The organism is Geobacillus sp. BMUD, assembly GCF_013096845.1.
GTDB lineage: Bacteria > Bacillota > Bacilli > Bacillales > Anoxybacillaceae > Geobacillus > Geobacillus vulcani.
Genome location: NZ_SDLA01000004.1, coordinates 120,010 through 146,416, shown reverse-complemented (window position 1 = coordinate 146,416; position 26,407 = coordinate 120,010). Strand labels below are relative to the sequence as shown.

General features: G+C 50.0%; 26 protein-coding genes. 2 read left to right on the top strand and 24 right to left on the bottom strand.

The genetic code is table 11. The features are described from left to right. Positions 1–4: 4 nt before the first annotated feature. The 15 genes from atpE to prfA all read right to left on the bottom strand — a co-directional run bounded on the left by atpE (position 5) and on the right by prfA (position 13,327). Positions 5–223, bottom strand: a complete 219-nt coding sequence (gene atpE, locus ETC05_RS07440) for a F0F1 ATP synthase subunit C (protein WP_011232830.1) — start codon at positions 221–223, stop codon at positions 5–7. 71 nt (positions 224–294) lie between these two features. After that, complete coding sequence (atpB, locus tag ETC05_RS07435; RefSeq protein ID WP_011232831.1) at positions 295–1,008, bottom strand: F0F1 ATP synthase subunit A; 714 nt, start codon at positions 1,006–1,008, stop codon at positions 295–297. A gap of 17 nt (positions 1,009–1,025) precedes the next feature. Further along, a complete protein-coding gene (locus tag ETC05_RS07430; protein ID WP_014196951.1) occupies positions 1,026–1,409 on the bottom strand; it encodes an ATP synthase subunit I in 384 nt (127 codons plus the stop codon). Positions 1,410–1,413: 4 nt separating this feature from the next. Then, positions 1,414–1,635, bottom strand: coding sequence for an AtpZ/AtpI family protein (locus ETC05_RS07425; protein ID WP_011232833.1), 222 nt, complete (start codon positions 1,633–1,635; stop codon positions 1,414–1,416). Positions 1,636–2,238: 603 nt separating this feature from the next. Further along, on the bottom strand, positions 2,239–2,868 hold the full coding sequence (upp, locus tag ETC05_RS07420; protein WP_031406654.1) for a uracil phosphoribosyltransferase: 630 nt from the start codon (positions 2,866–2,868) through the stop codon (positions 2,239–2,241). A gap of 190 nt (positions 2,869–3,058) precedes the next feature. Continuing rightward, positions 3,059–4,297 carry a serine hydroxymethyltransferase gene (glyA, locus tag ETC05_RS07415; RefSeq protein WP_011232836.1) on the bottom strand — a complete coding sequence of 413 codons (1,239 nt, stop codon included), beginning with the start codon at positions 4,295–4,297 and terminating at the stop codon, positions 3,059–3,061. Between the two features lie 92 nt (positions 4,298–4,389). Beyond that, positions 4,390–4,968: a TIGR01440 family protein gene (locus ETC05_RS07410; protein WP_013524809.1), complete on the bottom strand. Its 579-nt coding sequence runs from the start codon at positions 4,966–4,968 to the stop codon at positions 4,390–4,392. Between the two features lie 769 nt (positions 4,969–5,737). Then, on the bottom strand, positions 5,738–6,184 hold the full coding sequence (gene rpiB / locus ETC05_RS07405) for a ribose 5-phosphate isomerase B (RefSeq protein ID WP_023633289.1): 447 nt from the start codon (positions 6,182–6,184) through the stop codon (positions 5,738–5,740). A gap of 95 nt (positions 6,185–6,279) precedes the next feature. After that, positions 6,280–7,569 (bottom strand): methyl-accepting chemotaxis protein, encoded by a 1,290-nt coding sequence (locus ETC05_RS07400; RefSeq protein WP_011232839.1) that lies wholly within the window; start codon positions 7,567–7,569, stop codon positions 6,280–6,282. 25 nt (positions 7,570–7,594) lie between these two features. Then, positions 7,595–8,041, bottom strand: coding sequence for a low molecular weight protein arginine phosphatase (locus tag ETC05_RS07395; protein WP_011232840.1), 447 nt, complete (start codon positions 8,039–8,041; stop codon positions 7,595–7,597). Positions 8,042–8,295: 254 nt separating this feature from the next. Then, positions 8,296–8,847 carry a manganese efflux pump MntP gene (locus tag ETC05_RS07390; RefSeq protein ID WP_011232841.1) on the bottom strand — a complete coding sequence of 184 codons (552 nt, stop codon included), beginning with the start codon at positions 8,845–8,847 and terminating at the stop codon, positions 8,296–8,298. A 412-nt stretch (positions 8,848–9,259) separates the two neighbouring features. Next, positions 9,260–10,327, bottom strand: a complete 1,068-nt coding sequence (locus ETC05_RS07385) for an L-threonylcarbamoyladenylate synthase (protein ID WP_062899057.1) — start codon at positions 10,325–10,327, stop codon at positions 9,260–9,262. A gap of 129 nt (positions 10,328–10,456) precedes the next feature. Further along, complete coding sequence (spoIIR, locus tag ETC05_RS07380) at positions 10,457–11,320, bottom strand: stage II sporulation protein R (RefSeq protein ID WP_171660740.1); 864 nt, start codon at positions 11,318–11,320, stop codon at positions 10,457–10,459. A gap of 59 nt (positions 11,321–11,379) precedes the next feature. Then, the gene (gene prmC / locus ETC05_RS07375; protein ID WP_011232844.1) at positions 11,380–12,261 is read right to left on the bottom strand and encodes a peptide chain release factor N(5)-glutamine methyltransferase; all 882 of its coding nucleotides are present in this window, start codon (positions 12,259–12,261) and stop codon (positions 11,380–11,382) included. After that, the gene (prfA, locus tag ETC05_RS07370; RefSeq protein WP_171660718.1) at positions 12,251–13,327 is read right to left on the bottom strand and encodes a peptide chain release factor 1; all 1,077 of its coding nucleotides are present in this window, start codon (positions 13,325–13,327) and stop codon (positions 12,251–12,253) included. The genes prmC and prfA overlap by 11 nt, the downstream gene beginning before the upstream one ends. A 274-nt stretch (positions 13,328–13,601) precedes the next feature. Between prfA and adhP the strand changes: the two genes are divergently transcribed. Together adhP and adh are read left to right on the top strand one after the other, a co-directional pair. After that, positions 13,602–14,624 (top strand): alcohol dehydrogenase AdhP, encoded by a 1,023-nt coding sequence (gene adhP, locus ETC05_RS07365; RefSeq protein ID WP_171660717.1) that lies wholly within the window; start codon positions 13,602–13,604, stop codon positions 14,622–14,624. A 77-nt stretch (positions 14,625–14,701) separates the two neighbouring features. Further along, positions 14,702–16,219 carry an aldehyde dehydrogenase gene (gene adh, locus ETC05_RS07360; protein WP_081188478.1) on the top strand — a complete coding sequence of 506 codons (1,518 nt, stop codon included), beginning with the start codon at positions 14,702–14,704 and terminating at the stop codon, positions 16,217–16,219. A 41-nt stretch (positions 16,220–16,260) separates the two neighbouring features. On the opposite strand, the gene ETC05_RS07355 is transcribed toward adh, so the two are convergent. The 9 genes from ETC05_RS07355 to ETC05_RS07315 form a co-directional block, all read right to left on the bottom strand. Next, positions 16,261–17,715 carry a sigma-54-dependent transcriptional regulator gene (locus ETC05_RS07355; protein ID WP_171660716.1) on the bottom strand — a complete coding sequence of 485 codons (1,455 nt, stop codon included), beginning with the start codon at positions 17,713–17,715 and terminating at the stop codon, positions 16,261–16,263. 19 nt (positions 17,716–17,734) lie between these two features. Continuing rightward, the gene (locus ETC05_RS07350) at positions 17,735–19,399 is read right to left on the bottom strand and encodes a sensor histidine kinase (protein WP_171660715.1); all 1,665 of its coding nucleotides are present in this window, start codon (positions 19,397–19,399) and stop codon (positions 17,735–17,737) included. Positions 19,400–19,401: 2 nt separating this feature from the next. Then, complete coding sequence (locus tag ETC05_RS07345; protein WP_171660714.1) at positions 19,402–20,550, bottom strand: iron-containing alcohol dehydrogenase; 1,149 nt, start codon at positions 20,548–20,550, stop codon at positions 19,402–19,404. A gap of 253 nt (positions 20,551–20,803) precedes the next feature. Beyond that, positions 20,804–21,244 (bottom strand): hypothetical protein, encoded by a 441-nt coding sequence (locus ETC05_RS07340; protein ID WP_253263967.1) that lies wholly within the window; start codon positions 21,242–21,244, stop codon positions 20,804–20,806. Positions 21,245–21,308: 64 nt separating this feature from the next. Beyond that, positions 21,309–21,926, bottom strand: coding sequence for a thymidine kinase (locus tag ETC05_RS07335; RefSeq protein WP_171660713.1), 618 nt, complete (start codon positions 21,924–21,926; stop codon positions 21,309–21,311). A gap of 163 nt (positions 21,927–22,089) precedes the next feature. Then, the gene (rpmE, locus tag ETC05_RS07330; RefSeq protein WP_011232848.1) at positions 22,090–22,290 is read right to left on the bottom strand and encodes a 50S ribosomal protein L31; all 201 of its coding nucleotides are present in this window, start codon (positions 22,288–22,290) and stop codon (positions 22,090–22,092) included. 257 nt (positions 22,291–22,547) lie between these two features. Continuing rightward, the gene (rho, locus tag ETC05_RS07325) at positions 22,548–23,822 is read right to left on the bottom strand and encodes a transcription termination factor Rho (RefSeq protein ID WP_011232849.1); all 1,275 of its coding nucleotides are present in this window, start codon (positions 23,820–23,822) and stop codon (positions 22,548–22,550) included. A gap of 252 nt (positions 23,823–24,074) precedes the next feature. Further along, positions 24,075–25,037, bottom strand: coding sequence for a class II fructose-bisphosphatase (gene glpX, locus ETC05_RS07320; RefSeq protein ID WP_011232850.1), 963 nt, complete (start codon positions 25,035–25,037; stop codon positions 24,075–24,077). Between the two features lie 34 nt (positions 25,038–25,071). After that, positions 25,072–26,358 (bottom strand): UDP-N-acetylglucosamine 1-carboxyvinyltransferase, encoded by a 1,287-nt coding sequence (locus ETC05_RS07315; RefSeq protein ID WP_011232851.1) that lies wholly within the window; start codon positions 26,356–26,358, stop codon positions 25,072–25,074. Between the last annotated feature and the right edge of the window lie 49 nt (positions 26,359–26,407).

Genomic DNA, 26,407 nt, shown 5'->3' with positions numbered 1-26,407 from the left:
TTTCTTATCGACCTAAGTAAATGAACGAGAAGACGACACCGATGATCGGAAGCGCCTCAACCAACGCGACCCCGATGAACATCGTCGTTTGCAAAACCGGACGCAATTCTGGTTGACGAGCAATCCCTTCGATGGTACGGCTGACGATCAACCCGTTGCCGATGCCGGCGCCTAACGCCCCCAAACCTACCGCAATCGCAGCTGCAAGTACACCCAAACTCATGTTGATAGATCCTCCTTCGCAATGTTTAAAGTAATGTTTCATTCAAGTCTTGCTCTAATGAAAAGGAATGCTCAATGGTCATGACTGACCTTATGAGCCATATAAACCATTGTTAACATCGTAAAAATGAACGCCTGAATCGTTCCGACAAAAATACTGAACGCTTGCCACACCATCATCGGGATGGCTGCGCCAACAGCGCCAAGCACACCGTAATGCGTGCCAAGGCTGGCGAGCAAGCCAAGCAAAATTTCCCCGGCGTAAATGTTCCCGAAAAGACGCAAACCGAGCGTCAGCGTGTTGGCAAACTCTTCGATGATTTTAAGCGGGAACAACCAGGCGACTGGACGGGTGTAATCGCGCAAATAGTCGGACGCCCCTTTCATTTTGACGCCATAGTAGTGGGTGAGGCCGACGACCATCACCGCCAGCGTCAACGTAACGGTCGCATCCGCGGTCGGCGATTTCCACCAAAGTTCACCGTTTACGTGGACGGAAAACGGCAGTCCAAGCATATTGGCCACAAACACATACATGATGAGCGTGACGCCCAGCGTCAAAAAGCGGCCGCCCGTTTGCCAATCCATCGTGCTGTTAATGATGCCTCTGACAAAGTCAAAGACCCACTCCATAAAGTTTTGCATCCCCGTCGGGCGCAGCTGAAGCGAGCGAGTAGCCGCAACAGCAATGATGAAAACGATCAAGCTCGTGATCGTAATCATCAACATATCAGATAAATTAAACGTAAGGCCTAAAAATTCGACAAGCGGCGCTTTATGCTCCATCCTCTCTCACCTCGCTTTCATACCTGCAGCTTGTCGTTTTTCCATTTGTGAAAGAAGAAATCTATTATAATGACAATGTAGGATGTCATTAATCCCAAAACGGTTGGCGCGATATGGAAATATTGCGGATACGTCAGAACAATGACAGCAGCCAACGCGGCAAGCGCCAAACGCGATAAGGTGCCTAATGTGCGCACTTTTTTGCGCGCCGCCACCGCTTGTCCGAATTTTTCGATTTTCCAGGTTAAGTTCCAAACCATGAGGAGGCTGATCGATGTGCCGAGAATCAAGCTGAGAAAAACGGTTTTATACGGCGTAAATCCAAAGCCGAGCGTATAGATGGCGAGCAAATACAATATATACCTAACTTGCCGCAAAAACACCGTTTGAAGACTTCCCATTTTATTACTCCTCAGAGAAATATTGGCGGATCAAGCGCAACATGGCATACACGCCGGCCGCCAGTCCGAGCAAAAGGCCGACGATCAAAAAGATCGGCTCGGTGCCAAATCGATCATCGATCCATCTCCCGCCGAAAACGCCGACCAAAATCGAACCGACAAGTTGGGAGACGATGGCGGACATCAACGCCATGGCTTGAAACGGGTGGCGCTGTTTTGGGGACATGCCAACACACCCTTTAACATAATGAAAACCTTCTCAATCTACCCCTTGTAAAGGATACAATACGGCCTGGTCAATGTCAATGTGTTTCCACGTAAAACCTCATTCACATAGGGCAAATATTAATAATTTGTGACAATTTCTCATTTTCTTCTCACAATGATGATGTATAATGATATATTTTATTTTTAGCCTATTTTCCTTTTCATGATTCTATATAGATGCAATTTGAAGCTTTACCATTTGCAGTTTTTACCGAGTATTTGATCGACTGTCGGGCGACCGAACAACGCCGCTTCCAGACCCATATATGGGTCTGTGAAGCAGGCGGTTGTTCGGTCCTCCGTCACGCCAAGGCGTGACGGAGAAGCCTGTGGCTTTCCTCCGACAGTCGAAAAGGGGCAAACCGCTTTTCCGTCAAGGATATGTTAAACTTCTTCGTTGCATCTATATATATACTTGGCTTTGCAAACGGAGCGGTTTCTCAGCGCCATCTTTCTGCCGCGGCCTATTCGATGCAAGCGCTTAACTGACGCATGGGCAAGGCACCCTCTCCGCCGCTCGATGGAATGCGAACCCCGCGCGGCGCGGAGCGCCTTGCAACTGTTATTTTGTGCCAAACAGCCGGTCGCCGGCGTCGCCGAGACCAGGGACAATATAGCCGTGGTCGTTCAACCGCTCATCAAGGGCAGCGATGTAAATGTCCACATCCGGGTGGGCCGTTTCCACCGCTTTGACTCCTTCCGGCGCCGCGATCAGGCACATAAATTTAATGCTTTTCGCTCCCCGCTTTTTCAGCGCATCGATCGCCGCCACCGCTGATCCGCCGGTTGCGAGCATCGGGTCGACGATGATAAAATCGCGCTCTTCGACATCGCTCGGCAGCTTGACGTAATATTCGACCGGCTTTAATGTTTGGGGATCGCGGTACAAGCCGATATGGCCGACTTTCGCCGCCGGGATGAGCTTCAGGATGCCGTCAACCATGCCGATGCCGGCGCGCAAAATCGGGATGACGCCCAGTTTTTTGCCGGCGATCACTTTCGCTTTCGCTTTGCTGACGGGAGTTTCGATTTCAACTTCCTCAAGCGGAAGGTCGCGCGTAATTTCAAACGCCATCAACGTCGCCACTTCGTCGACAAGCTCGCGAAATTCTTTCGTGCCCGTATTCTTGTCGCGAATGTAGGTCAATTTATGCTGGATGAGCGGGTGGTCAAATACGTACACTTTTCCCATTAGGCAACTCTCCTCTTCCGTATGTATGCGGTACACTTCTATACATTCTACTGGAAAACGGGCGCCTGTTCAACCGTTGAAACAAACAAAAAGGCACAGCGCCAAGGAATGGATGGCAGTGTGCCTTCGCTCAGTCCCGGACAAGCCGGAGCGCCCCGCCGGCGGCATGTCGGCGGGGCGCTGTTTTCCGTCAATCTTGATAGAGCGGAAACTTTTCCGTCAAAGCGGCCACGCGTTGGCGCGCTTCCTCAAGCGCTTGTTCGCTGCCGACGTTTTTCAGCACAAGGCCGATGATGGCGGCGATTTCGTCCATCTCTTCCAATCCGAAGCCGCGCGTCGTGACCGCGGCCGTGCCGATGCGGATGCCGCTTGTGACAAACGGGCTTTCCGGATCGTACGGAATCGTGTTTTTGTTGACCGTAATCCCGACCTCATCGAGCACTTTCTCCGCCGTTTTCCCGGTCAGCTGCTGCGGGCGCAAATCGACAAGCAGCAAATGGTTGTCCGTGCCGCCGGAAATGAGAGTGAATCCTTCGTTTTGCAAGGCGGCTGCGAGCCGTTTGGCATTCTCCACGACGCGCTTCGCGTAGACTTTAAAGTCGTCTTGCAACGCTTCGCCGAGCGCGACGGCTTTGGCGGCAATGACATGCATGAGCGGGCCGCCTTGAATGCCAGGGAAAATGGCTTTGTCGATCTGTTTGGCGAACTGCTCCTGGCATAAAATCATCCCGCCGCGCGGACCGCGCAGCGTTTTGTGCGTCGTCGTCGTAACGAAATGGGCGTACGGCACTGGATTCGGATGAACACCTGCCGCAACAAGACCGGCAATATGGGCCATGTCAACCATTAAATAGGCGCCGACTTCATCGGCAATCTCGCGGAACTTGGCGAAGTCGATGATGCGCGGATAGGCGCTCGCGCCGGCGACGATCAACTTCGGCCGGTGAAGGCGCGCTTTTTCGCGCACGTCGTCATAGTCAATGACATGCGTTTCCGGATCGACGCCGTATTCGACAAAATTGTACTGAATGCCGCTGAAATTGACCGGGCTGCCGTGCGTCAAATGGCCGCCGTGCGACAAGTTCATGCCAAGCACCGTGTCGCCGTGCTCAAGAACGGTGAAATAAACGGCCATGTTCGCCTGCGCTCCGGAGTGCGGCTGGACGTTCACATGCTCCGCTCCAAACAACTGCTTCGCTCGCTCGCGCGCCAAATCTTCGACGATGTCGACATATTCACAACCGCCGTAGTAGCGGCGTCCCGGATAGCCTTCCGCATATTTGTTCGTCAGCACCGACCCTTGCGCTTCCATGACCGCGCGGCTGACAAAGTTTTCCGAGGCGATCAGTTCAATTTTCGCATGTTGCCGCTTCCGCTCTTGCTCAATAGCGGCGAACACTTGCGGATCTTGTTGTGGCAAGTAATTCATCAATAGCTCCCCCTTATGCGAAATCAGTGAATATTCGTTTTTATTTTATCAGCTTCAGCTAGGCAAATTCAAAGAAAAAATGAATGAAACCGCTAGAAAGAACAGGAATCATTCGGATTTTCCAACGAGTAGACCGCTCGGGCGCCGCCGATCAGCTTCGGCCGCGTTTTCGCCAGCGTCACGCACGCCGATCCAATGTGCTTCACCGAAACGCGCACGGGAACGGCAACCGGCTTCAAATGCATACCGATGAGCGTATGGCCGATGTCAATGCCGGCATCGGCGCGAATCGCCTCGACAACGACCGGGTCAGCGAACTTTCGATAGGCGTAGGCGGCCATCGCCCCACCCGCTTTCGGCACCGGAACGACCGAAACGATCTCCAGCCCGTGAGTTTTGGCGGTTTCCCGTTCGACAACAAGCGCCCGATTTAAATGTTCACAACATTGAAACGCGAGCGCAATGCCGGTTTCGCGCCGCCACGCGTCAAGCTCGGCAAACAGCATGGCGGCAACGTCCATCGATCCAGCCGTGCCGATCCGCTCGCCAAGCACCTCGCTCGTACTGCAGCCGATCACAACGACATCGCCGCGGCCAAGCGGAGCCTGTTTGCGAAACTCATGCAAGATGGCTTGCCATTGCTGCCGCCATTCGGTCAATCGTGCGTCCATGTCCTCTTCCCCTCCTTCGTTCGTTTTTATCCACGCTGCCGTTGACGAACACTGGCACTTTCGACGGTGATTCGTCAAAACCGAGTCCGGCTCCGGGGATGCCTGCGATACTCACGAATATGGAGTTTTCCTAGAAGGCTGATGAAAAAACAACCGTTTCCCCTGAATCGACAGTTCTCAAGTGGAGAGAACGAAACGCTTGCCGACTACAGCAGAAAAGCTGGGAACAGAGCCTTCTCAACGGGTTTTTATTGATTAATCAACACGCCTGACTTTTTGAACGCTCTCCCACCTACGCTCACGCTTAGAGGTGGGAGATTCTTGGGAACACCCGCCCTGCGGCAGGCTGTTCACCAAGCCATCCCCGTGCGTCCCACGGTTCAGCTGTCTTACCAAAACAGCAAAATTATATAAATGCAATTGAAAGCTTTTACATTCTTCGTTTTTACCGATCATTTCATCCGACTGTCGAGTGACCGAACAACACCGCTTAAAGACCCATGAATGGGTCTGTGAAGCGAGTCGTTGTTCGGTCTTTCGTCACGCCTTAGCGTGACAGAGGCAAGCCTATGGCTTGCCTTCGACAGTCAAAAATGGATGAGCCACTTTTCCGTCAAGAATATGTTAAACGATTTCGTTGCATCTCTATACACTCCCTTGCTGCCGCCATTCTCATGAAGCAAGACGCCCACGGCCGGCATGGGGCTGCACGGCGTCTTCCGCTTATGGCTCGCAGGCCGCATCCGCTCCGATGCGGCCCTGGTTCTGCCTACAAATGCTTGTTTTCATAGTCGGCGATTTTGCCGATTCGCCGCGCATGGCGTCCGCCTTCAAATTCGGTCTCAAGCCATGCCTTGGCGATTTCGCGCGCCAGGCCGGGGCCGATGACGCGCTCCCCCATCGCGAGAATGTTGCTGTCATTATGCATGCGCGTCAGCTTGGCGCTGTAGACGTCGTGGCAAAGGGCGCAACGCACCCCTTTCACTTTGTTGGCGGCGATCGTCATGCCGATGCCGGTGCCGCAGATCAAAATGCCGCGATCAAATTCGCCGCGCGCCACTTTTTCAGCGACGGGAAGCGCGTAATCCGGGTAATCGACCGATGTTTCACAATCGCAGCCAAAATCGGTGTACTCGATTCCCATTTCATCCAACAGTGCTTTAATTTCCTCACGAATGCGAATTCCACCATGGTCAGAAGCAATAGCGACTTTCATCACGTTCGGGCGGGGAGCCCTAGGCTTCGCAGTGATAGCGAAAGCCAGGGAGGAATCGCCCTTCCTCCTTTCGATGAATCATATTTGCATGTGCATCAACGGGTGCGGAACCGGGCGACAGCCGCCTGCAATTGTTCGGCCTGTTCAACCAACTCGCCAGCCAGTTTATGCACATCGTTGATCGATGCGGCCTGCTCCTCGGTCGCCGCCGCAACTTCGAGCGCGCCGGCGGACGTCTGCTCAGCAATCGCCGCCACTTCTTGCGTCTGCGCCGCGGCCCGCTTCATATGCCCCATTTGACGCTTCGCCAACTCAGCGATGTCATGGACGGCGCGGATCACTTCATCAGCTGAGGCCGCCATGGCCGCAATGGCCTCATTCGTGCGCTCCCCTTTCGCCGCCTCAGCGTTTGCGGCGGCCACCTGCTTGTCCATTTGCGCCACCACACGGGCGACTTCATTTTGAATGTTGCCGACCAGTTCCGCGATTTTCTTGACCGCCTTGGCGCTCTCATCAGCCAGCTTGCGCACTTCCTCAGCGACGACGGCAAACCCCCGGCCGTGCTCGCCGGCGCGGGCTGCCTCAATGGAAGCATTGAGCGCAAGCAAGTTCGTCTGTTCAGCGATGTCCGCGACAAGCAACGTAATGTTGCCGATTTGATTGGCGTGTGCTTCGAGCTGCTTGACAGCCGCCCGCGACAGTTCTTGATCGTCAGCCAGCTGATCGATGCCGCTGACAAGCGAATGGGTGATATCGCGGCTTGCCTTCAGCGTTTCGGCCATCCCATATACCGACTGTTCCGCACGCTCGGCTGTTTCTTTTACTTGTACTGCGATGGCGAGCACATCCTCGGCCGCCGCAGCCGCTTCTTGGATCGCCTCGGCCGAAGACGCCGCCCCTTTGGAAATGTCGTCAATGGTCGCTGCAATATCGCGTGCACGGTTTGACGCTGTTTCGGACGCCTGCCTCATTTCCGCCGTCTTTTCAGTCGTGCGCGCTGCGCTCTCTTCCACATTGGCGACGACTGCGCGCAAATGGCCGAGCATCCGGTTGAACGCGACAGCCAGCGAGCGAATTTCGTCATGGGAAGAGGGCAGCGGAACATCCTCATCGATATGCCCTTCCGTCGCCTTTGCCGCCGCTTCCTCGAGCCGTTGCAGCGGCCTTGTAATCCAGCCAGCGGCCAAATAGGCAAGCACTCCGGACCAAAAGATGCCAAGGAGCAACACGATCATCGTGAACACGCTTTTGTTCCATGAGGCGAACCACTGATCATACAAAACGTACAAGAAAAAGGCGCTCGTTGAATACGTGATCAGCGCCAACGCTGTCGTAAAGACGACGAGCTTCAGGCGCAAACCGAACCGATGACTTGTCCCCCCCATTTGTGTTCCCCCTCACTTCTCAAGCTCATTGTTCTGTTTGCAACTTTTCCGCCAAGCGGTCAATGAGCGTCTCCAGCTCATCGCGCGCCGCCCGGTACACTTCAATCGGCCCGCCGAACGGATCGGCGATGTCGCCGTCTGTTCCCGAGACGAACTGCTTCAACGTAAACGTTTTGTCCTTCGCTTCTGGGAAACGCTCGACGATCATTTCTTTATGGCCGGATGTCATCGCCAGCACGTGCGTCGCCCAGTCGATATGCTCTTTTTTCAGCTGCGAGGAGCGGTGGGCCGCTTCGATTCCTTTTTCCTTCAACACCGTCTTGGCGTGAACCGACGCCTCGCTCCCTTCCGCCGCAAACACGCCGGCCGATTTTACCTCGACGCCTGGCAGCTGCTTATTCTCCAACAATGCAGCGGCCATGGGGCTCCGGCACGTATTGCCCGTGCAGACGAACAAAATGCGGTATGGCATACAACCACCTCTTCACATCAATGACTTACCATCAATATACCATAGGGAAAAGAGCAAAAAAAGGCTCTTCACCACAACATGTACTTGACAAGCAATGCGGTTTCCTGCGTAAGGATAAGCAAAAAGTGCTGATTTTCCCTCACAAGCGTAAATAGGGTATGCTCAGAAAAAATCAAGTACAACTTTTGGTGAAGAGCCGCAAAAAAAGCAGGCAGTCCGCTTTTTTCCATTGAAGGAAAACCGCCTGCCGCCGTTTATAGAAAAAGCAGCTTGAGCCCGAACGCCAGCAAAATGCTGCCGCCGAGCGCTTCGCTGTAAGAACCGAGCCATTGCTGAAAATGGCGGCCGACAAAAAGCCCAACCCATGTCAGCACCATGCTGAACAGACCAAACAGCAAAATCGTCACCATCGTCCGCGCTCCGAAAATGCCGAGGCTCAGCCCGACGGAAAAGCTGTCTAGGCTGACGCTGAACGCAAAAAAAAGCAACCCCACCCCACGAGGAAACAGCGGTGAGCCATCGTCCCTCCGGAACGAGGCGATGATCATTTGCCCGCCAAGCCATAACAGCAGCGCCCCGCCCGCGTATGTCGCGACACTTCCGAACTCGCGCGACAGCAGGCGGCCGACCGCCATGCCAGCAAGCGGCATGAGAATATGAAACAAGCCGATCGTCAACCCGATATAAAACATTTGCCGCAGCCGGAGGCGCAACAGCCCCATTCCTAAAGCGACTGAAAACGCGTCCATGCCCAGCGCCAGCGCCATCATTGACAGCGCGATGATTTCGCCGATGAATGCGCCCATGTTTCTTCCCTCCCGGACCGGCCTTATTGCTAAACATATGCACGTCCAGGGCAGTTTAGAAGCAGAGCGGGCAGCCAATGGGCGCCGCCTGATTGACGGGCGGACGGAAAAGAAAAAACCGGTCCACAACAGACCGGTTTAGCGCTTGGAAACGGCATCCCCCAAATCCTCTAGTTGCAATTTGAACCTTACCGTTTGCAGAGCCGTTTTCTCGACTGTCGCACGACCGAACAACGCCGCTTCCAAACCCATACATGGATCTGTGAAGCGCGTTTCCGTTCGGTCTTCCGTCACGCCAAGGCGCGACGAAGAAGCCTGCGGCTTGCCTCCGACCGTCAAAAAATAGACAAGCTGCTTTTTCGACCAGGATATGTGAAACTTGTTCGCTGCATCTATACAGACGGCCGTCCTTTCATTTCCGCTGTTCGCTGATGGCGCGTCCGCCGGCTGCTTTGCGGAGCCGGTTCATGATCGCCGCGCCGATTCCTTCTTCCGGAAACGCCTCGCTGTAAATGAGATCGACGTTCGTTTCATCAAATCGGCGCAGCGTGTCGTACAGCCGGCTCGCGACCGTCTCAAGCGCCTGGCGCGTTCCGCACGGCAGCACGACATCGGCCGCATACTGATCCCAGTTCTCCTCGGTCGTCAACACGCCGACCGTTTTCCCTTCCGCCCGGCTTTCATCGACAAGCCGCTGCAAAAACGCGGGCGGGCCGGCGACGATCCAAAGCGGCGCTTTCGGCGCATAATGCGTATATTTCATCCCCGGCGCTTTCGGCGCCGCCTCGTCGTCCACAGCAGCGGCCTCTTCAACGCGGCCGATCGCTTCAATAAGCGCCTCTTTCGTCACCCCTCCCGGGCGCAAAATCGTCGGCACGCCCCCACTACAATCGAGCACCGTCGATTCAACGCCCACGCCGGTCGGCCCGCCGTCGATCACCCCGGCGATCCGCCCGTCTAAATCGGCAAGCACGTGCGCCGCCGTCGTCGGACTCGGCCTTCCTGACCGATTCGCGCTCGGGGCGGCCAACGCCAAGCCGCTCGCCTCGATCAACGCCAGCGCCAGCGGGTGATCCGGCATGCGCACCGCCACCGTCGGCAGCCCAGCCGTCACCCGTTCAGACACCGCTTTGGCCCGTTTTGGCAATACTAACGTGAGCGGCCCCGGCCAAAACCGCTCCATCAACGTTTTCGCCATCGGCGGGATCGAGGCGGCTACCGCCTCCGCTTGGGCCATGCTGGCGACATGAACGATGAGCGGATTGTCGCTCGGCCGCCCTTTGGCGGCGAAAATTTTTTCCACCGCGGCTGTATTGGCCGCATCGGCCCCCAACCCGTACACCGTTTCCGTCGGGAATGCGATGACTTCCCCGGCCCGCAGCCATTCAACCGCCTCTCGTATTTGTGGATAAACTTGCTGTTTATCAACAATATTATCCACAACCCAAACACGCGTTTTCAATCGTTTCACCTTCTCCATCGCCGTGATTCGCCTTGAAAATGGCGGCTTTTTTTACAAGCGTCAGATCGCCGCCCGATGCCTTTCCACAGTTATACACAAATTGTGAATAAACTTGTTGTTTTTGTGGATAACTTTGTGGATAGATGCTTATGGAATGAGATGGCTGAGCCACTCTTTGAAGAAAAATTTTACTTCCACCGGCTGTTCCGGCTCGGCCATGACGACGAAGGACGATTCTTGATCATCAGTGTGCCCTTTGTCCTTCTCGCCATCCGCATGGATGGACGAAGCGGCGCGATCTTCGGTTTCCGCCATCGCACCCCTCTCCTCTTTCGGTTCGTCCGGCTCGATGGCCTGCTCGCCGCTTCGCATCGCCTCAGCTTCCGCTTCGGCCGACTCGCTGTTTTGCTTCGACCCGGCTTCCATTGACCGGACGCTCTCAGCCGACACCGGTTCATTCGTTCCTGCAGGCGATCGGTTCGCCTCCATCATGACGGCATCGCTGTTGGAAAAATCGAGAAAACAAAGCGGCGGGAACAGAACGCACCACCAGTTTGCTCCTTTTCCTTCCCCAAGCGTGATCAGCACGGCATCATAGATGCCAGCCGGATATACGTAGTTGCCGTACACTTTCGTCGGAAAATGAACCGGGCCAAACTCCACTTTGTACGTTTGATCGCTTTGTTCATCGCGCAACACGCGGGCGACCGTCCGCTCGATGTCCGGCAGGTGAGAGCGGATGACGCGCTTTGCTTCCTCAAACGAAGTGAGTTCGGCCACCCAGCCGTTGATTTGCGCATTGACCGCATCACGCACTTTTCGCTTCAATTGTTGGTCTTCATCGGCGTCGCTGTTGGCTAAAATGCGCAGGCGGATTGCCTCATCAGGGATGGCGACCGCCGCGTTCGCCCCGGCGTCCGTCTTGTGGCCGTACAGCTCGACGAGTACGCCTGTCGTTAATAGAATGATATATAAACATATGGCAATGGCATTTCCTTTGATGGTCATCATCGGCACCGTCCTTTCACCTTTCATTGTGGACGGCGCCGCTCGTTTTTAAACCTATCAATCTAACACTTTTTCCCGTTTTTCGGCCGCGTCATGTACACCATCCGGTCTTTGCCGTTGAGGTCAAAATCGACTTCCACTTCGGCTTCTGGAAACGCTGCGGCCAAGAGCGCCGCCACTGCTTCCCCTTGCCCGGCGCCGACTTCAAAAGCGGCAAGCGCCGGCGCGCCGAGCACAAGCGGCAGCTCGCGGGCGAAGCGGCGGTAAAAATCGAGCCCATCGCGGCCGCCAAAGAGCGCCGTGTGCGGCTCATAGTTTTTGACGACCGGGGAAAGCATAGCGGCGTCCGTCTCTGGAATGTACGGCGGATTGGAAACGACGACATCGACCGTCCACCCCATGGCCATGATCGGCTGCAGCAAATCGCCGCACAAAAATGAAACGTTCGCCCCGAGCCGCCGGGCGTTTTCACGGGCGACCGCGAGCGCCGCTTCGGAAATATCGGTTGCGGTCACCGACAACGCTTTGTTCTCCAGCGCCAATGTCACGGCGATCGCCCCGCTGCCAGTGCCGACGTCAACGACATCGATCCGCTTCCGACCAGCAAATAGACGCGGCACCCGCTTTAGGACGCCAAGCACCAGTTCTTCCGTTTCCGGGCGCGGGATTAACACATGGCGATTGACAAGAAACAACCGGCCGTAAAACGATTCATAGCCGATCAAATATTGAATCGGCACATGATCCACCGCATGGCGGCGCACATCGGCCGCAAATCGTTCATATACCGCTTCGTCGACCGGCTCGCGCCAACGGGCGAACAGCCCGGCCCGATCGGTGCGCAAATGGTGGCACAATAGCCACTCCGCCGCCCGCTCCTCTTTTCCGTGGGCGCGCAAAAAAGAAGAAGCCCAGGCGAGGACTTCGTGGACGTTACGACGCATCGTTCGCTTGCTCCAATTTTTTCGCTTGGTCGTCCAAAATGAGCGCCTCGATGATTTCATCCAAATGCCCATCGAGCACTTGATCGAGCTTTTGGATCGTCAGCCCGATGCGGTGGTCGGTGACACGGTTTTGCGGGAAGTTATAGGTGCGAATCCGCTCGGAACGGTCCCCTGTTCCAACTGCTTGCTTGCGCGTCTGATCGTATTCCGCCCGCGCTTCTTGCTGGTATTTGTCGTAAATGCGGGCGCGCAATACTTTCATCGCTTTTTCTTTGTTTTTAATTTGCGATTTTTCGTCTTGGCACGTTACGACAATTCCCGTTGGAATGTGCGTCAAACGAACCGCCGACATCGTGGTGTTCACGCTTTGTCCACCCGGTCCGCTCGATGCAAACGTATCGACGCGAATATCTTTTTCGTTAATTTCGACTTCGATTTCTTCCATTTCCGGCAAACAAGCAACCGTTGCCGTCGATGTGTGAATACGTCCGCCAGATTCCGTTTCCGGGACGCGCTGCACTCGGTGCGCGCCGTTTTCGTATTTCAGCTTGGAATACGCTCCTTTTCCGATAATCGTAAAAATAATTTCTTTATATCCTCCAAGCCCGGTCGGACTCGCTTCAATAACTTCCGTTTTCCATCCTTGCGATTCCGCATAGCGTGTATACATCCGGTACAAGTCGCCGGCAAATAGCGCCGCTTCCTCGCCGCCTGCCGCGGCACGGATTTCCATAATAACGTTTTTCTCATCGTTCGGATCTTTCGGAAGAAGAAGAATTTTTAACTTATTGACAAGCTCTTCTTCTTTTTGTTCCAACTCATCAATTTCTTCTTTCACCATTTCCCGCATTTCTGGATCAAGCTTCTCTTCTAACATCGCTTTTGCCTCATCCAGCTGCTTGCGGACCGATTTGTATTCGCGATACGTTTGTACCGTTTCTGATAAATCCGATTGCTCTTTCGAATAGTCGCGAAGTTTTTTTGGATCGTTAATCACTTCTGGATCCATTAGCAGTTGATTTAATTTTTCATAACGTTCTTCTACTGCTTCCAGACGTTCAAACACGTTTTTCACCTCTGTTTTTCGATGCACAGTCTGATTTATTATTATATCCCAAATATATGAAATAGAAAAGGGTGCATAGTGAAGAGAGCTTCACAAGCCAATTAAAATCAATATTACGAAAATTAGTCAAAAATTATCGAGATTTCGTCCAATTTTAACAAAAATTCGGCAAAACCATGTGGATTTGTCACAGAAAAGTCATTTTTTCTATTGGCACAGTTTTTGCAGGATAAACTAGTGGAACTTGTTTGAAATTTAGAAAGGGGTAGGGAGAATGAAAGCAGCGGTTGTCACTGAATTTAAGCAACAATTAGAAATTAAAGAGGTGGAAAAACCAAAACTAAACTATGGAGAAGTACTTGTCAAAATTGAAGCTTGCGGGGTTTGCCACACTGATTTGCATGCTGCGCACGGAGACTGGCCAGTCAAGCCAAAATTGCCTTTAATCCCTGGACACGAAGGGGTAGGGATTGTTGTCGAAGTAGCAGAAGGAGTAAAATCCGTTAAAGTAGGAGACCGTGTCGGTATTCCATGGCTATACTCCGCTTGCGGAGAATGTGAATATTGCTTGAGCGGGCAAGAAACACTTTGTCCACATCAATTAAACGGTGGATATTCCGTCGATGGGGGATATGCGGAATACTGCAAAGCACCTGCCGATTATGTCGCAAAAATCCCAGAAAATTTAGATCCAGTCGAAGTCGCGCCAATTCTCTGCGCGGGAGTAACGACATACAAAGCGCTAAAAGTGTCTAACGCCAAACCGGGAGAATGGGTAGCCATCTACGGAATCGGAGGATTAGGGCATATTGCTCTTCAATACGCGAAAACAATGGGATTCAACGTTGTCGCGGTCGATATTAGCGATGAAAAAATCGATCTTGCCAAACAATTAGGGGCGGATATTGCTATTAATGGACTAAAAGAGGATCCAGTCGAAGCTATTCATGAAAAAGTAGGCGGAGTACATGCTGCTATTAGTGTTGCCGTAACGAAAAAAGCGTTCGAACAAGCCTATAAATCTGTAAGACGCGGCGGATGCCTTGTTGTTGTTGGATTGCCTAACGATGAACTGCCAATCCCTATTTTCGATACGGTATTAAATGGAATTACGGTGAAAGGATCGATCGTCGGTACGAGAAAAGATATGCAAGAAGCGTTGGATTTCGCTGCGAGAGGAAAAGTACGCCCTATTGTAGAAACCGCTCCACTAGAACAAATCAATGAAGTATTTGAGAGAATGGAAAAAGGAAAAATTAACGGCCGGGTCGTTTTAACAATCGGTGTAAACCGTTAATGGAACATATGATCCACACGGGAGACGGTCTTTTTGACCGCTCCCTATTCAAAATGACATTATAGGAGGGAAAAAGCATGATTTATAGCCGCCCAGGAGAAAAAGACGCAAAAGTACAATTTAAAACAAGATATGATAATTATATTAATGGTGAATGGGTTCCGCCTATTGGAGGGCAATATTTCGAAAATATCACCCCTGTAACTGGCGAAGTGTTTTGTGAAGTCGCTCGCTCCCAAGCAGAAGATATTGAGTTAGCGTTAGACGCTGCCCATGCTGCAAAAGAATCATGGGGAAAAACTTCTCCAGCGGAAAGAGCGTTAATTTTAAATAAAATTGCCGATCGCATTGAGGCTAATCTAGAAATGCTCGCGGTAGCTGAAACGTGGGACAATGGTAAGCCTATTCGAGAAACATTGAATGCTGACTTACCGTTATGTATTGATCATTTTCGTTACTTTGCCGGAGTTATCCGCGCCCAGGAAGGCACGATCAGCCAAATTGATGATGATACAGTAGCTTATCATTTCCATGAACCGTTAGGCGTTGTTGGACAAATTATTCCTTGGAACTTTCCGTTATTAATGGCTGCATGGAAAATCGCTCCCGCACTGGCAGCGGGCAATTGCATTGTGTTAAAACCAGCAGAGCAAACTCCTGCTTCCATTATGGTGCTGATGGAACTTATCGGTGATCTATTGCCACCAGGAGTACTAAATGTCGTTAATGGATTTGGTCTTGAAGCTGGAAAACCTCTAGCTTCGAGTTCACGTATCGCCAAAATCGCCTTTACCGGAGAAACGACAACAGGTCGGCTTATTATGCAATATGCTTCCCAAAATATCATTCCAGTTACTCTTGAGCTAGGCGGCAAATCTCCAAACATATTTTTCCCTGACGTGATGGATCAAGAAGACGAATTTTTAGACAAAGCCATTGAAGGATTTGCGATGTTTGCTCTCAACCAAGGAGAAGTATGTACATGCCCATCTCGAGCGCTCATTCATGAATCAATTTATGATGATTTTATGGAACGAGCGTTAGAGAGAGTAAAAAATATTAAAACAGGAAACCCATTAGATACTGATACAATGATGGGTGCACAAGCCTCATCCGAACAAATGGAAAAAATACTTTCTTACATTGAAATTGGTAAACAAGAAGGAGCAGAATGCCTCATCGGTGGAGAAAAAAACATTATTGAAGGATTCGAAAATGGATATTATATTAAGCCGACTGTATTTAAAGGTCATAATAAAATGAGAATCTTTCAAGAAGAAATTTTTGGACCGGTTGTATCTGTTACTACATTTAAAGATGAAAAGGAAGCATTAGAAATTGCCAATGATACATTATATGGCTTAGGCGCAGGAGTTTGGACACGAAATATTAATCTTGCCTATCGTTTTGGTAGAGGTATTCAAGCTGGTAGGGTATGGACGAATTGTTATCACTCGTATCCAGCCCATGCTGCATTTGGCGGTTATAAACTATCTGGATTTGGACGGGAAACACATAAAATGATGCTATCCCATTATCAACAAACAAAGAACTTATTGGTAAGTTACAGCCCAAAAGCCCAGGGATTTTTCTGAAAAATAAAAATAATATGTTAAAAAGGGACTGCTTTTAAATTTTATTCTTTTAAAGCAGTCCCTTTTTCTTTCAATAAATAGCGAAGCTGGCGCACCGTAATGTTTAACCGTTCTGCCGCTTCTTTTTTATCTCCTAATGTTTCCTTCAACGTTTTCCAAACGAAAAATCGTCCGATCTGTGTTTCTAAATCTTTTACGGCATCTAAAACATGTTGAAGTTCAAGCCGCTCATTGTTTTCTTTCCATAATGATAAAATATAGCCGGTCCAGTTTTGCAAGTAAGATTCTAAATCCATCTCGTTGTTATTTTTAATTTCACTTGATGGAATCGAAGATATATTCGTTTCCGTTCTTATTTTTTCTGGAAGATAATCAGGTGTGATGACCATCGTTTCGCCTTCCGCCAACGTCACCGCTCTTTTTACGACGTTAAAAAGCTCTCTCACATTTCCCGGCCATGAATATTGTTTCATTTGCAAAATGGCATCGTCGGAAAAAATAAGAGTAGAATTCAGCTTTTTTAAAAAGTGCTTGATCAAAATAGGTAAATCATCTATCCGTTCTCTTAAAGGAGGGATCGTTAATTTTACTACATCTAACCGGTATAATAAGTCTTCACGAAACGTTTTCTCTTTTACCGCCTGACTGAGATTGACATGGGAAGCGGCGATAATTCTAGCATTGGTTCTACGGACGGTTTCGCCACCGACGCGAATATACTCTCCCGTTTCCAACACACGTAATAATTTTACTTGTGTAGCTAAGGATGCTTCCCCTATTTCGTCCAAAAATAATGTTCCTCTGTTCGCGATCTCGAAAATTCCTTTCTTTTCTTTCAACGCTCCCGTAAACGCCCCTTTTTCATGGCCAAACAATTCGCTTTCAAGCAGCGTTTCCGACAGCGCCCCGCAGTTGATTCCAATAAAAGGCTGGTTATAACGCATGCTTGCTTGATGAATAAAATGCGCGAGCACTTCTTTTCCCGTTCCGGTCTCTCCTTCAATTAACACGTTTACGTTTTTTTTGGCGATTTTATAAGCAAGCTTGATTAAATCGTTCATTTCTTTATTCGTTCCGATAACAAAACCGAGCGCTTCCGCCAACTTATACATATCATGTTGAGACGAATGGATTTCACTATCCATTAATTCTTCAATAGTTTTTTCTAACTCATCAATATCATCGAATGGCTTCTCAATATAATCACTTGCGCCATACTTAATTGCTTCTACCGCAGTCTTCACAGTGCTGTATCCCGTCATAATAATGACCTTGCACGATGGTTGAACGGCTTTTAACTGTTTTAACAGCTCCAACCCATTTGTGTCTGGCAGCTTTACATCAATTAAGGCAAGGTCAAATGAATATTGTTGAATTAATTTTAAAAAGTCTTTGCCGTTCCATCCTAACTTGACATGATATCCTTTTCCCTCTAACAAATGAAGAAAAAATGTACATACTTCTCGTTCATCGTCAATCACTAACACATTGGGCATTAATTGTTCACTCCCACGTTTATTGCTTTGCCGGCAGCTTTAACATAAATGTACTTCCTTTTCCAGGATGGCTTATCACCTCGATGGTCCCTCCGTGAGCTTGCGCGATTCCTAAGCTGACGGATAATCCAAGTCCCGTTCCTTTCCCGGGCCTTTTCGTCGTAAAGAAAGGATTAAAAATCTCTTGCAAGTATTGTTCTTCAATTCCTTTGCCGTTATCTTGAACCGATAAAAGCACCCACTTTTTGCCGTCTTCCGTCACCGATTTTGTTTCAATGGAAATGACTTTTTTTGGAATATCCATCTCTTCCAATGCGTCTTTTGCATTAATTAAAAGATTTAAAACAATTTGTCCGATTTGCTGAATATTTCCTTCAATCAATTCCAGTGAATGATCTAATTTTTTCTGAATGGTGATATTTTGTTTCTTAATTTGATCACCGATTAACCCTAGCACTTGCTCCACCGCTTCATTGACAGAGCAATCTTCAAACATATATTCATCTTGCCGGGAGAAAGTCAATAAATTTTGGATAATCGTTTTACATCTCTTTCCACATGAATAAATATCGGAAAGCAATTTGTAGGATCGATCATCCTTTGATGCCGTTCTTAACAGCAATTGGGCATTGCCTAAAATAGCCGTCAATGGGTTATTCAATTCATGGGCGATTCCCGCTGCCATCTCTCCGATCGCGGCCAACTTTCCTGATTGGACTAATTGCGCTTCAATCCGGAGTTTTTCCGTAATGTCATTAATATAAATAATAATGGCATAGATGTGTTGACTTTCATTGAATACTGGATAAGCACGCAATTCACATATTCGCTTTTGAAAATGAATCTCCTGATAGACAGGCTTTTTTGTTTGAACCATTTTCAGCACGGGACTGTTATGAACGTCTATCGACAAAAGTTGATGAAAGTTTCGTTTCTCACTTTTATATAAATGCAGCTGGAAAAAATCTTTCGCTGCGTCATTATATTTCAAAATATTTCCTTCTAAATCAACGACTAAAATCATCTCTGAAACCGCGCGAAATGTTTCCTCCCATTCCTTTTTGCTAGTGAGAACCTCGTTATAAAGACGAGCGTTTTCGATGCACACGGCTAACTGGTCACAAAACTGTTGGAAAAAGGTCAAATCATCTTCGTCATATTCTATGATTTCTTTGCTTCCTATGCAGAGCACACCGATGACTTTCCCTTTGTGAATAAGCGGGACTAACAATACACTGCGAATTCCTAAAGATTCATATACTTTATTTTCTATATAGTCTTCATAGTTTTCTTTATTGGAATCTACTTGATAAAAGATTTTTTCAAGTGATTCAACTGCTTTCCAATAAAGGGAATACTCTTTTGACAACTCAAATCCAATCGGAAAATACAATGAGTGAGGAGGATAAACATTGGTTAAAATCAATTTTTCATTTTCATACATAGATAAACTAATTCTTTCGATTGGAAAAATCGTTTGCAGCTTATCAAAAACGTTTTTCAACATTTCATCGATGGACATATCGACATTAAAACTTTTTGTTACATCATTAATAATTTCAAGCTGCATATTTTTCTTTTTGAGCTCAATCACCGTTTTCTTTAATTCGTTATAGTAACTTTTTTTCGAAGACTGAACGCCAGTTAATAAGTTAATCATTTGTTGCCGATCTTCTACTTCCATCTCTACCATGCCCTTCTAAATATTTCTTCAATATCTTCTACTGTGACATCTCGAGGATTGGTGATCATACAAGCATCATGGAGGGCGATGACACTCATATGCGGTATTTCGTCTTTTTCTAATCCTATATCGGATAATCGTTGCGGAGCGTCAATCTCCATTGTTAATTGTTTGATATACTCAATTGCTTTTCTTCCCGCTTCCATGTGTGACAATCCTCGAATATCAATACCGAGAAATGTCGCGATATCCGCAAATTTTTTCGGATTGGCCAATAGATTATATTCCATCACATATGGAAGTAAAATAGAATTAATATCGCCGTGAAGAACGGGATACTTTCCTCCGACCGCATGCGACATCGCATGCACCGCGCCTAAAATGGAGTTAGAAAACGCAAGGCCAGCCTGCAAACTAGCCATTGCCATATGTGTCTTCGCTTCTTTGTTGATTTTTGAAGCAACAGATGGACGCAAATATTCTGATACTAAAGAAATAGCGTTTTTTGCTTGAACATCGGTTAATGGGGTTGCGGCTAAACTTACGTATGATTCAATACCATGCGTTAAAACATCTAAGCCGGTTGAAGCAGTTAAACGGGCGCTTTTTGTCGATAATGTTTCTGGATCAATAATTGCAATATCTGGAATAAGGGATTTGGAAATAATCGTCATCTTTTTTTGTCCTAATGTATCTACGATGACGGAAAATTGCGATACTTCAGAACCCGATCCAGCCGTTGTAGGAATCATCACTTGTGGAGGCAATGGGTTTCTGATTTTGTCCACCCCTTCATAATCGTGAATCTTTCCTCCATTGGTGGCCAAAATGGCAATGGCCTTCGCCACATCTAAAGGACTTCCTCCACCAATTCCTATGATCGCATCACATTCATTTTCTATGTAAACTTTGCATCCTTTTTCCACTTCGATATCTTTTGGATTAACCGTTACATCGTGAAATATCGTGTATTTTAAATTCGCCTGTTTGCAGCTTTTTACGACGACATCCAACCATCCGGCTTCGATCACTCCTGGGTCACTGACAATTAAAACGTTAGTTGCTCCAAGCCGCAAACAGCTTTCCCCTACATGCTCAATAGCACCATTCCCAAAAATGATCTCCGGCATCACGAATTTATGAATATTCATATTACCCACCTAACCAAAAAATTGTCAAAGTCATCTAAAGGATATTTTATTCGACACCATTATGTATATTCCTACATTCAATTATATCAATTTAGGTGTATTCTCGACATATAATAAATTGGATACCTCTTTTCCGTCGAATTTAGCCAAATTTTTCTTTTTTAATCAAAAACGTATAAAAAAGCATAACTAACCATCAAATTACAATATTTGATGAAGAAAAAGATCCATCTTCTTCTCAGAAGATGAATCTTTAATCTAAACGCACATAAATATCGTACGCTGGAATGGCTTTTGTAAGCAGCTGATGAATCCGTTTCTGTTCTGTTTGCCGTTTTTCCTCTGACATCGAGGAAGGGACGTGAACAGTCACGTACATATTGTTTCCATTCATCCAAACAGACCCTAATTCATAATCGGTATATGTCTCGATGACTTGTACGGCTTTACGGACATTGGCGCGATCATTTCCACTGCCGTCTGCGATGCTGATGAAATTCGGATTTTGCCGCGTTTTTTCCGGGTCGTCAAAGTTGTTATATAAATAGCGGTCATAATCGCTTTGCGCTTTATCATCTGTAATCAGCTTCGTGCCATTTTTATCTTCGCTTTGCTGATGGTAAGAATGGTTTGGATTCATCGAACAAGCAGAAAGAACAATAGCAAAACCTAACAGCAGTAAGCTTCTCATCATTTGTCGCCTCCCTGCTGTTAGGTTTTCCCGCATTCTTAAAAATATAGATGGCAGGATTCACCGACTAACGGGCAAGATGGTTATTGGTTTGGCTTTTTTTCGTTGGTTTATCAGGAACTTCATGATGGTGGCGGCAGCGCGGCTCGTATGATTCGCTTGCCCCTACTAAAATAACAGGGTCATAATAAGACGCTGGAACGCCGTTAATAAGCCGCTGCGTTCGGCTGGCCGGGGAACCGCATACCGTGCAAACCGCCTGCAGCTTCGTCACCGACTCAGCGATCGCCATCAGCGCCGGCACGGGGCCAAACGGTTCGCCGCGGAAGTCTTGATCCAACCCCGCAACGATCACTCGATAGCCGCGATCCGCTAACGTTTGAACGACTTCAATAATGTCATCGGGAAAAAATTGCACTTCGTCAATGGCAATGACGTCCGTTTTCTCGGAAATATGGTCAAAAATTTCTTTCGGCGAGGAAACAGGAATGGCGATCACCGAATTGCCGTTGTGCGACACGACTGCGTCTTCGCTATAACGATTGTCGATCGTCGGTTTGAACACTTTCACTTCCTGCTTGGCAAACTGAGCGCGGCGGACGCGGCGAATCAATTCTTCTGATTTGCCGGAAAACATGCATCCACAAATGAGCTCAAGCCAGCCGGACTGCGTCATCACGTACATCGGGGCCTCTCCTTTCACACAACACTGTCCTCAAACCATCGGCCGCTCCTTGCCGTCTGCCATCGCAACGATCAGCGGGATCAGCTTGATAAGCAACCGGCCTTCCATCTGCTCTCACGAAAAAGCAGGCAAGTTTCGCTTGCCTGCTTTCGTCACGTCCTTGTTACTTAAGGCCGTATTTTTTATTGAATTTATCCACGCGGCCCGCTGCCGTAACAAATTTTTGTTTGCCCGTGAAGAACGGATGGCATTCCGAGCAAATCTCCACGCGCAGCTCGTCTTTGACCGAACCGCTTTCGAATTCGTTGCCGCATGCGCAACGGACGATGACTTTTTTGTACTCTGGATGGATGCCTTGTTTCATCGTTTTCATCTCCTTCCGCCCTGTATCTTATCGAAACAGAGTGATTCGTAGCATGGAACGCTTCATGCTTATGCGCGCCCGCCCGTTTGGCAAGGCGCAGCGCATGGAACAGCTGGGACTCCACCGAAGCGAACCCAGCCGGTGCAAATCACGGATCGCACAAACCAAAAGGCGATAGCCAAAACACACATGTTAAGATTATAACAGCTTTTCTGTCAGTTTGCAACGGGCGATTCGCGGCAAATTCCGCCAACTGCCTACAGACGGGGCGGGCCGCCCTGTTTCCACTCCTGATCGAGCAAGGCGAAAAACTCTTCGTTTGACTTCGTCCGGCGCAATTTGTTCAAAAACCGCTCGATAAAGTCGGGCGAATCGGCCATCGTTTTGCGGATCGCCCACAGCTTTTCCAAATGTTCTTTCGGGATGAGCAGCTCCTCTTTGCGCGTTCCCGAGCGGCGAATGTCAATCGCCGGAAAAATGCGGCGCTCGGCGAGCGAGCGGTCAAGATGGAGCTCCATGTTGCCGGTGCCTTTAAATTCCTCGTAAATGACGTCATCCATGCGCGACCCGGTGTCAATGAGGGCGGTCGCCAAAATCGTCAAGCTGCCGCCTTCTTCGATGTTGCGCGCCGCGCCGAAAAACCGCTTCGGGCGATGAAACGCCGCTGGGTCGATCCCTCCTGAGAGCGTGCGTCCGCTCGGCGGAATGACCAAGTTGTACGCCCGGGCGAGGCGGGTGATGCTGTCCATTAAAATGACGACGTCACGCTTATGCTCAACTAATCGCATCGCCCGTTCTAAGACAAGCTCGGCCACTTTAATATGGTTTTCCGGCACCTCATCAAACGTCGAGCTGACGACATCGCCTTGCACCGACCGCTCGATGTCGGTCACTTCTTCCGGCCGTTCGTCAATGAGCAAGACGATCAACTCGACATCCGGGTGGTTTGTGGTGATGCTGTTGGCAATTTCCTTCAGCAGCATCGTCTTGCCAGCTTTCGGCGGCGCGACGATCAACCCGCGCTGGCCAAAGCCGACGGGAGCGATCAAGTCGATGATGCGGGTCGACAGCTTGTCCGGCGTTGTCTCCAGCTTCATTTGCCGATTCGGGTAAAGCGGCGTCAACGCTGGAAAGTGAACGCGCTCCTTGGCGACTTCCGGGTCTTCGCCGTTGACCGCTTCGACATGAAGCAAGCCGAAGTAGCGTTCATTTTCTTTCGGCGGCCGCACTTTGCCGGATACTTTATCCCCGTTGCGCAAATCAAAACGGCGGATTTGGGAAGCGGAAATGTAAATGTCTTCCGAGCTCGGGGAATAGTTGATCGGGCGCAAAAAGCCGAATCCTTCCGACGGAATGATTTCGAGGATGCCTTCCATGAAAAAGAGGCCGTCTTGTTCGGCACGCGCTTTCAAAATCGCAAAAATAAGCTCCTTTTTCGTCAACTTGCTGTAGTATGAAATTTTGTATTGCTTGGCGAGCTCATACAGCTCCTTCAATTTCATGTTTTCTAGTGCTGCTAACGTTAATTCCATCTTGACACCACACTTTGCAAATTTTCCTATTCTCCCATCGTTCGTGTTCGGACGTATTGGTCATCAATTCGACAGGCGAAGGGATTCATTTCGAAGATGATGAAGGCTGAAATGAAATAAAGAAGTAGAATGGCAGAGCTTATTTTTGCATAAGCAACACGACTATTTTACCCTTTTTTCTTCTTTTTAATCAATATTTTTTTGTTTTTCCGAGCCAGGCGCGGCTCCGGCGCCCGGCCGGATGGTAGGATATCATTTGATGACTAAGTTCGGTTTTTTCTTCAAACTGTGCCGCCCTTCGATGAAGCGGACCGTGCCGGACTTGGCCCGCATGACGACGGAGTGGGTGAGGCCGTACGCCCCTTTCAGCCGCACGCCGCGCAATAGCTCGCCGTCGGTGACGCCGGTGGCGGCAAAAATCGCGTCGTCTCCTTTCACCAAATCGTCCATGCGCAGCACTTTGTTGACGTCAATGCCCATTTGTTTGCACCGCTCGACTTCATCGTCGTTTTGCGGCAGCAACTTCCCTTGCAGTTCGCCGCCAAGGCATTTCAACGCGACCGCCGCGAGCACTCCTTCCGGCGCGCCGCCCGAGCCGAACAAAATGTCAACGCCGGTATGGTCAAACGCCGTGTTAATGGCGGCGGCGACATCGCCGTCATTGATGAGCTTAATGCGGGCGCCGGCTTCACGCAGCTCATGAATGAGACGCTCATGGCGCGGACGGTTGAGAACAACCGCGACGACGTCTTCAATATCTTTGTTTTTCGCCTTCGCCACCGCCTTTAAATTGTCGATGATCGGCGCCTCAATGTCAATCATCCCGACCGCTTCCGGCCCGACGGCGATTTTCTCCATGTACATGTCCGGCGCGTGAAGCAGATGACCGTGGTCAGCGACAGCGACGACAGCCAAGGCGTTCCATCCCCCGGAAGCGACGATGTTCGTCCCTTCAAGCGGGTCGACAGCGACATCGACGCGTGGGCCATAGCCGTTGCCGAGCTTTTCCCCGATATACAGCATCGGCGCTTCGTCCATTTCCCCTTCGCCGATGACGACGGTGCCTTTCATCGGCACGGTGTCAAACACGTCGCGCATCGCCGACGTCGCGGCGTCATCAGCCTCATTCTTTTTCCCGCGCCCCATCCAGCGGGCGGCGGCAAGCGCCGCCGCTTCGGTGACGCGCACGAGTTCCATCGATAAGCTTCGTTCCATCGTCGTTCTCCCCTTCCCCTTTGTCGACTGGACGTTACGCGTTTTTCACTTGCTCGATTTCTTCATCGGTCATTTTTTCGCGCCAAATGGTGGCGCCGATGTCAGACAGTTTTTCGACGAGGTTGCTGTAGCCGCGGTCGATATGCTCGACGCCGGTGATCTCCGTCACTCCTTCAGCCATCAGCCCGGCAATGACAAGCGCCGCCCCGGCGCGCAAATCGCTCGCCTTCACTTTCGCCCCTTGCAGTTTGACGGGGCCGGTGACGATGGCTGAGCGGCCTTCGACTTTTACATTGGCGTTCATGCGCCGCAATTCATCGACATGCTTGAAGCGGGCGCTGTAAATCGTGTCGGTGACGACGCTTGTGCCGTTGGCTTTTGTCAGCAGCGCGGTAAACGGCTGCTGCAGATCAGTTGGGAAGCCCGGATAGACGAGCGTCTTGACGTCAACCGCTTTCAAAACGTCGGTGCCGCAGACGAGAATTTGATCTTCCCCCGTCTCCACGCGCACCCCCATTTCGCGCAATTTGGCCGTCAGCGATTCAACGTGCTGCGGGATGACGTTGTCGACGACGACTTCGCCATTGGTGGCCGCGGCGGCGATCATGTACGTCCCGGCTTCGATCCGATCCGGGATGATGGCATGGCGGCAGCCCGATAATTTTTCGACGCCGTCAATGCGGATCACATCGGTGCCGGCTCCTTTGATTTTCGCGCCCATATTCGAAAGCAATGTCGCTACATCGATGATTTCCGGCTCTTTCGCCGCATTTTCGATAATCGTCCGCCCTTTGGCGCGCACCGCCGCCAGCATGATGTTGATCGTCGCGCCGACGCTGACGACGTCCAAAAAAATGCGGGCTCCGCGCAGTTCCTCCGCGCGCAAGTAAATGGCGCCCTGCTCGTTCGTTACGGTGGCTCCCAGCGCCTCAAACCCTTTGATATGCTGGTCAATCGGGCGCGGACCGAGATGACATCCGCCCGGCAAGCCGACAACCGCTCTTTTGAAGCGGCCAAGCATCGCCCCCATCAAATAGTAGGAGGCGCGCAGCTTTTTCACCTTCCCATTTGGAAGCGGCATGGACACCATATTCGTTGGGTCGATGACCGCCTCTTTGCCGTCAAACGAAAACGAGCCGCCGATTTCTTCGATCAAGCTTCCTAAAATGTGCACGTCGGAAATGTCCGGCAACCCCTCGATCGTCACCGGCGAATCGGCCAAAATCGCTGCAGGAATCAAAGCGACCGCGCTGTTTTTCGCACCGCTCACTTTGATCGTTCCCCGCAGCCGATCTCCGCCGATAATTTTCATTTTATCCATCGTCGTCTCCCTTCTTTGCTCGGAAGTTGGCTTCACCCCTGGGACGAAA

Bases quoted from the DNA above. Each gene is read 5' to 3' on its own strand.
- atpE (WP_011232830.1), bottom strand. From the start codon at position 223: ATGAGTTTGGGTGTACTTGCAGCTGCGATTGCGGTAGGTTTGGGGGCG.
- atpB (WP_011232831.1), bottom strand. From the start codon at position 1,008: ATGGAGCATAAAGCGCCGCTTGTCGAATTTTTAGGCCTTACGTTTAAT.
- ETC05_RS07430 (WP_014196951.1), bottom strand. From the start codon at position 1,409: ATGGGAAGTCTTCAAACGGTGTTTTTGCGGCAAGTTAGGTATATATTG.
- ETC05_RS07425 (WP_011232833.1), bottom strand. From the start codon at position 1,635: ATGTCCCCAAAACAGCGCCACCCGTTTCAAGCCATGGCGTTGATGTCC.
- upp (WP_031406654.1), bottom strand. From the start codon at position 2,868: ATGGGAAAAGTGTACGTATTTGACCACCCGCTCATCCAGCATAAATTG.
- glyA (WP_011232836.1), bottom strand. From the start codon at position 4,297: ATGAATTACTTGCCACAACAAGATCCGCAAGTGTTCGCCGCTATTGAG.
- ETC05_RS07410 (WP_013524809.1), bottom strand. From the start codon at position 4,968: ATGGACGCACGATTGACCGAATGGCGGCAGCAATGGCAAGCCATCTTG.
- rpiB (WP_023633289.1), bottom strand. From the start codon at position 6,184: ATGAAAGTCGCTATTGCTTCTGACCATGGTGGAATTCGCATTCGTGAG.
- ETC05_RS07400 (WP_011232839.1), bottom strand. From the start codon at position 7,569: ATGGGGGGGACAAGTCATCGGTTCGGTTTGCGCCTGAAGCTCGTCGTC.
- ETC05_RS07395 (WP_011232840.1), bottom strand. From the start codon at position 8,041: ATGCCATACCGCATTTTGTTCGTCTGCACGGGCAATACGTGCCGGAGC.
- ETC05_RS07390 (WP_011232841.1), bottom strand. From the start codon at position 8,847: ATGGGCGCATTCATCGGCGAAATCATCGCGCTGTCAATGATGGCGCTG.
- ETC05_RS07385 (WP_062899057.1), bottom strand. From the start codon at position 10,327: ATGGAGAAGGTGAAACGATTGAAAACGCGTGTTTGGGTTGTGGATAAT.
- spoIIR (WP_171660740.1), bottom strand. From the start codon at position 11,320: ATGATGACCATCAAAGGAAATGCCATTGCCATATGTTTATATATCATT.
- prmC (WP_011232844.1), bottom strand. From the start codon at position 12,261: ATGCGTCGTAACGTCCACGAAGTCCTCGCCTGGGCTTCTTCTTTTTTG.
- adhP (WP_171660717.1), top strand. From the start codon at position 13,602: ATGAAAGCAGCGGTTGTCACTGAATTTAAGCAACAATTAGAAATTAAA.
- adh (WP_081188478.1), top strand. From the start codon at position 14,702: ATGATTTATAGCCGCCCAGGAGAAAAAGACGCAAAAGTACAATTTAAA.
- ETC05_RS07355 (WP_171660716.1), bottom strand. From the start codon at position 17,715: ATGCCCAATGTGTTAGTGATTGACGATGAACGAGAAGTATGTACATTT.
- ETC05_RS07350 (WP_171660715.1), bottom strand. From the start codon at position 19,399: ATGGAAGTAGAAGATCGGCAACAAATGATTAACTTATTAACTGGCGTT.
- ETC05_RS07345 (WP_171660714.1), bottom strand. From the start codon at position 20,550: ATGAATATTCATAAATTCGTGATGCCGGAGATCATTTTTGGGAATGGT.
- ETC05_RS07340 (WP_253263967.1), bottom strand. From the start codon at position 21,244: ATGATGAGAAGCTTACTGCTGTTAGGTTTTGCTATTGTTCTTTCTGCT.
- ETC05_RS07335 (WP_171660713.1), bottom strand. From the start codon at position 21,926: ATGTACGTGATGACGCAGTCCGGCTGGCTTGAGCTCATTTGTGGATGC.
- rpmE (WP_011232848.1), bottom strand. From the start codon at position 22,290: ATGAAACAAGGCATCCATCCAGAGTACAAAAAAGTCATCGTCCGTTGC.
- rho (WP_011232849.1), bottom strand. From the start codon at position 23,822: ATGGAATTAACGTTAGCAGCACTAGAAAACATGAAATTGAAGGAGCTG.
- glpX (WP_011232850.1), bottom strand. From the start codon at position 25,037: ATGGAACGAAGCTTATCGATGGAACTCGTGCGCGTCACCGAAGCGGCG.
- ETC05_RS07315 (WP_011232851.1), bottom strand. From the start codon at position 26,358: ATGGATAAAATGAAAATTATCGGCGGAGATCGGCTGCGGGGAACGATC.